Raw genomic sequence first — 6066 nt, forward strand, 5'->3', positions numbered from 1 at the left:
CGGGTTCGGTGTCGGCTGGGCGGGAGTGGATGGTGATGGTCCGGCGGCCCTGGTCGGGAGGCTCGAGGCTGATCTGGATGTCGATCGGCTGCTCGTCCGAGATGATGAGGGGGCTTTCGAGGGTGAGTTCCTCGATGCAAGGGGCTCCAGCACGGGTGCCGGCATGTATGGCCAGATCCACGAAGGCGGTGCCGGGAAGCAGGACGGTGTCGTTGATCGCGTGATCGTTGAGCCAAGGGTGCGTACGCGTTGAGATCCTGCCGGTGAACAGGTAGCCGTCGGTGCTGGGTGATTGGATACACGCGGCGAGAAGCGGATGGCCAGCAGCTTGTTGCCCCAGATCTTCGGGTTTATTTGCGTTGACAGATCGTTGGAGCCAGTACGTGGCGTGTTGGAAGGGGTAGGTGGGAAGCGGGATTGTTGTTGTTCGTTTTGTTGGTGGTGTGTAGTTGGCGGTGTGGTGGTGGGTGTGTAGTTGTGCGGTGTTGTTGAGGAATTCTGTGAGGGTGCCGTGTTTTTTGGTGATCGTCGGAATTACATGTGTGGGGTTGGGGTGTTGGTCGAGGGTTTGTTGGATGGCGGGGGTGAGGGTGGGGTGGGGGCTGATTTCGATGTAGGTGGTGTGGCCGGTGGTGAGGAGTTTTTCGATGGTGGGCTGGAGTTGGACGGTGTGGCGGAGGTTGGTGTGCCAGTAGTCGGCGGTGAGGGTGGTGGTGTCGGTTTGGTTTGTGGTGACGGTGGAGTGGAACGGCACGTTCGCGTGGTGGTGGGTGATGTCGGTGAGTTGTCCGGTGACGTGGGTGTGGAGTGGGTCGATGTGGGGTGAGTGGGAGGCGTAGTCGACCGGGATCAGGCGGGCATCGACACCCTGGGCTTTGCACCGGTCGATGAGAGCGCGGATGGCCTGTGGCGTGCCGGAGACGGTGGTGGAGTTGGGTCCGTTGATGGCGGCGACGTGAACGTCGGCATCGAGGTTGATCTCTTGATGCGGGAGGGGGATGTGGGCCATGGCGCCGGTGCCGGCGATGTTGGTGAGGGTTTGTGAGCGTAGGGCGATGATTTTGGCGGCGTCGTTGAGGGACAGGGCGCCGGCGATGTGTGCGGCGGTGATTTCGCCTTGGGAGTGGCCGATGACGGCGTCGGGGTGGATGCCGTGGTGTTCCCACAGGCGGGCAAGAGCGGTCATGACGGCGAACAAAGCAGGCTGGACGACGTCGGTGCGGTCGAGGTTGGGGGCGCGGGGGGTTTGGTGGAGCAGGTCGAGCAGGGACCAGTCGGTGTGGGGGGTGAGGGCTTGGTGGGCTTGGTGGATGGTCTCGGCGAAGACGGGGCTGGTGGTGAGGAGGTGGTGGGCCATGGCGGGCCATTGGGTGCCTTGGCCGGGGAAGACGAATACGACCTTGCCGTTGACCGGTGTTGCCGGCGGGGTGGTGAGGTTGGGGTGGTCTTGGCCGGTGGCCAGGGCGTGTAGGCCGGTGGCCAAGTCGGTGAGGGTGGTTCCGGTGATGACCGCACGCTGATCGAAGGTGGTGCGGGTGGCCAGTGCGTGGGCGATGTCGACCAGGTCCAGATGGGGGTGGTGGTCCAGGTGGTCGGCCAGGCGGCGGGCGTATTCACGGAGCGCTTCGGGGGTTTTGGCGGACAACGGCCACGCCACAGCACCAGACACCAGCCCGGGTTTGGATTCGGGTCCGGGCTCAGGCCCGGGTTCGGTGACCCTCAACGCTGCCGGTGTGGTTTGGGGTGGTTGTTCGAGGATGAGGTGGGCGTTGGTGCCGCTGACGCCGAAGGAGGACACTGCGGCGCGGCGGGGACGGTCGGCATCTGGCCACGACCGGGCCTCGGTAAGGACGGCGAGGGTGGCGGTTGACCAGTCCACCTCGGGGTTGAGTTCGTCGACGTGGAGGGTCTTCGGCATCCGGGCGTGCTGGATGGCTTGGACCATCTTGATGACACCGGCCACTCCGGCCGCGGCTTGGGTGTGGCCGATGTTGGATTTCAGGGATCCCAGGTACAGCGGCTGGTCGGTGCGGCTCTGTCCGTAGGTGGCGAGGAGGGCGTTGGCTTCGATCGGGTCACCCAGGGAGGTGCCGGTGCCGTGGGCTTCGACCACATCGACCTGGTCGGGGGTCACCCCGGCGTTGGTGAGGGCCTGGCGGATGACGCGCTCTTGAGAGGGTCCATTCGGCGCGGTCAGGCCGTTGCTGGCCCCGTCCTGGTTGACCGCTGAGCCTTTGATGACGGCGAGGATCCGCCGGTTGTTCTTCCGAGCGTCCGACAGACGCTCCAGGAGGACAAGCCCGGCACCCTCGGACCACCCGGTTCCATCAGCCGATGCCGAGAACGACTTACACCGCCCATCGGCCGCCAACCCCCGCTGCCGACTGAATTCGAGGAAGGTATTCGGAGTGGACATCACGGTCACGCCGCCGGCGAGTGCCAGATCGCATTCGCCCGTACGCAGGGAATGTGCCGCCAGATGCAATGCCACCAGCGATGACGAACACGCCGTATCGACCGTCAGCGCAGGCCCCTGCAGACCGAGGGTGTACGAGATACGCCCGGAGGCGACACTTCCGGCGCTGCCGTTACCTATGTACCCCTCGTAGCCCTCGGGAAGATGGTCGAGGCGGGTGGCGTAGTCGTTGTACATGACGCCGGTGAACACGCCGGTCTGGCTGGTGTGGAGCGTGGTGGGGTCGATGCCGGCGTTCTCGATGGTCTCCCAGGCGACTTCGAGGAGGAGTCGTTGCTGGGGGTCCATCGCGGTGGCCTCGCGCGGGGAGATCCCGAAGAACGCGGCGTCGAACTGATCCGCGTCGTGAAGGAACCCGCCTTCCCTGGCGTAGGACTTACCCGGCGCGTCGGGGTCCGGGTCGTACAACTCCTCTAGGTCCCAGCCCCGGTTGTCGGGGAACGGCGTGATCGCATCGACGCCTTGGTCGACCAGCTCCCACAACTCTTCCGGCGAGGTGACTCCTCCGGGGTAGCGGCAACCCATCGCCACGATCGCGATCGGTTCTCCGACGCGGTCTTCGAACTCACGCAGGCGTTGCCGCGTTTCTCGTAGATCCAGCGTCGCCCGCTTGAGATAGTCCCGAAGTTTGTCCTCGATTGTCATCTCTTACAATCCCTTGTTAGGCGCACTTCTCTCAGGGGCCGCGGAGCTCGTTTTCCAGAAGCTCGAAAAGCTCTTCGTCTGTGGTGGGGTCCACGTTCTTGGCCGGATGATTCTCTGTTCCCTCGTCGCGCCGGCTGTTCCAGCTCCTGAGAAGATCCTTGATCCGCAGGGCGATTTCGGTGTGCCGATCGCCGTCGATCGCGACGCCCTCGACGATCTTTTTGAGCTTTTCCAATTCGCCCAGCAGGAGGTCTTCCGGAGCGGTCGGCTTCGGCGACAGACGTCCGTTCAGGTGATCGGCAAGTGACCGGGGAGTCGGATAGTCGAAGATCAGGGTGGCGGGCAGCCGCAGGCCGGTCGCGGAACCGAGATGATTGCGGAGCTCGACCGCCGTCAACGAGTCAAGACCGAGCTCCTTGAACGAACTGTCCGCTGATATGGACTCGGAGCTCTCGTGCCCAAGGGCCATGGAGGTGCTCGCGCAAACGAGCTGTACCAGTTGTTCGTACGTGAGCTCGGAAGGAATGGAGACGGCTGGCGCTGCCTTTTGCCGTGCGATTGGCAGGAGACCACGGAAAAGAGGATGAGGATTCTGTGCCGTGAGATTGAGCCGAGCCGGAATGAGAGTCGGCCGGCTCTGCGTGAGCACGGCATCGAAAAGCTGAAGCGCCTGTTCCGGGGAGAACGGCTCCACCCCGAGCCGCGATGCGCGAGCGTGGTCCGACCTGGTGAATCGTTTCGTCATACCGCTGCTCTGTTGCCAGAGTCCCCAGGCGAGGCTGGTGGCGGGGAGTCCGTTCGCGTGGCGGTGGTGGGCGAGGGCGTCGAGGAAGGTGTTGGCGGCGGCGTAGTTGGCCTGTCCGGGGGAGCCGAGGGTGCCGGCGATGGAGGAGAAGAGGACGAAATGGGTGAGGGGGTGGTCATGGGTGAGTCGGTGCAGGTGCCAGGCAGTGTCGACTTTGGGGGTGAAGACGGCGTGGACCTGGTCGTTGGTCAGCTTGGTGACGGTGGCGTCCTGCAGGGTGCCCGCGGCGTGGATGACCCCCGTTAGCGGATGCTGGTGCGGGATGGTGTCCAGCAGCTCGGCAAGGGCGCCGGGGTCGGAGGTGTCGCAGGCGGTGATGGTGACCTCAGCGCCCTGTGAGCTCAGCTCCTGGTGAAGCTCGGTCGCATTGGGGGCCGCGGGGCCGGATCGGCTGGCGAGGACGATATGCCGGGCACTGTGGTGTGTGACGAGGTGGCGGGCGACAGTGGTGCCGAGGGCCCCGGTTCCGCCGGTGATCAGGATTGTGCCCGCGGGATCGAGCGAGATCGGTTCACTGCTGCCGGGGTCGGTGCGGGTGATACCGGGCGTCAGAATTCGTTTGCCGCGGACGGCGGTCTGGAACTCCTCGAGGCCGATGGCAGTGGGGAGTTGCATGGTGTTGTTCTGATCGACATCGATAAGGGCGATGCGGCCGGGGTGTTCGGCCTGGGCAGTACGGACCAGTCCCCATACCGCGGCTTGAGCCAGGTCCTCCACGGGGTCGTCATCGCTGGTGGAGATGGCCCCTCGAGTCACAATGATCAGGCGGCAGGAGCACAGCCTCTCCTCGGCCGTCCAGGTCTGGAGTAGCTCCAGAGCGTCTCGAACCAGGCGCCGAGTATCCGCGAGGACATCTTCGGATCGCCCTTCGGGGCAAGACCACAGGACGAAGTCGGGTGCTGCCGCTCCGCTGTTGATGGCCGTGACGAGATCGGCCAGGTCGGGATACCTCTCGCCATCGATGCTGGGCGACGCCGACGACGAGTCGTCGGCGTCGCCCAAAAGCGCGTACGTGACCGTCGAGGTAGGGGTGCCTCGGCGAGGGCTTACGTCCCAGTGCACTTGGTACACGGATTCGCGACTTCCTGGCCCCAGCTGACTGGGGGAGACCGCGCGCAGGCCAAGAGCTTCGACGGCGGCTACGAGGCGACCCTGGGCGTCAGTGGCGATGATGTCGACCTGACTGCCTTCGACCGGGCGGAGACGGACCCGGAGATTGGTGGCGCCGGTCGCGTGAATGGAGACGTCTTGCCAGGTGAACGGAACCCTGATCGCTTCGTCTTCGGCCGGAGTGGCGAGTGCGAGGGCGTGGAGCGCGGAGTCCAGGAGCGCCGGGTGGATGGTGTGGCCGGCCGTGTCGGTGCCTTCCGGGAGGCTTATTTCGACGTGGAGGTCGCCGTTGCCGTGTCGCCAGGCGTGGGTGAGGCCTTGGAAGGTGGGGCCGTAGTGGTATCCGCGTTCGGCCAGGCGTGTGTAGAAGTCGGTGAGGTCGACGGAGACGGCGTCTTCCGGTCGCGATTCGGGTGCGGTGGCGGTCGCCGTGGCCGCTGCCGTGAGAGTACCGGTGGCGTGGCGGGTCCAGGAAGCGTCTCTTTCGCCGGCGGCCGGGCAAGAGTGGATGGTGATGGTTCGTCGGCCGTCGTCGTCGGGGGGATCGACCGTGACTTGAAGGTCGATCGGTCCTTCATCCGGGATGACGAGAAGGTTTTCGAGGGTGAGTTCCTGGATGTGGGGTGTTCCAGTGTGGGTGCCGGCGTAGGCGGCCAGGTCGATGAAAGCGGTGCCGGGAAGCACGGTCGTGTTATTGATGGCGTGCTCGGTGAGCCAGGGATGGGTTCGTGTTGATATTCGGCCGGTGAACAGATGACCGCCGCTGTTCGGCATTTTGATGCCGGCGGCAAGGAGCGGGTGATCGGCTGTTGATTGTCCGAGATTTTCGGGTTTGTTGTTCGTCTTGCCCGTGGCGTTGATCCAGTAGGTGTTGTGTTGGAAGGGGTAGGTGGGCAGTGGCGTAGTGGGGGTGTTGATAGGAGTGAGGGTGGGCCAGTGAGTGCTGTGCTGCTGGATATGTAATTGGCTGAATGTATTGAGGACCTGATGGTTGTTGTTTTTGTGTTTGTGGAGGGTGGTGATGGTGTGG

Annotated in this window: 2 protein-coding genes; both read right to left on the minus strand. The window is 64.4% G+C overall.

Going from position 1 to position 6066, the window contains the following annotated elements; translation table 11 throughout:
* On the minus strand, positions 1 to 3121 hold a 3121-nt coding region (locus tag ABEA10_RS14335), incomplete at its 3' end, for a type I polyketide synthase (RefSeq protein WP_345463104.1).
* 31 nt (positions 3122 to 3152) lie between these two features.
* Positions 3153 to 6066 (minus strand): type I polyketide synthase (locus tag ABEA10_RS14340; RefSeq protein ID WP_345463107.1); only part of this gene is annotated, 2914 nt, incomplete at its 5' end.

It is taken from the genome of Actinoallomurus oryzae (genome assembly GCF_039541955.1).
Classification (GTDB): Bacteria; Actinomycetota; Actinomycetes; order Streptosporangiales; family Streptosporangiaceae; genus Actinoallomurus; species Actinoallomurus oryzae.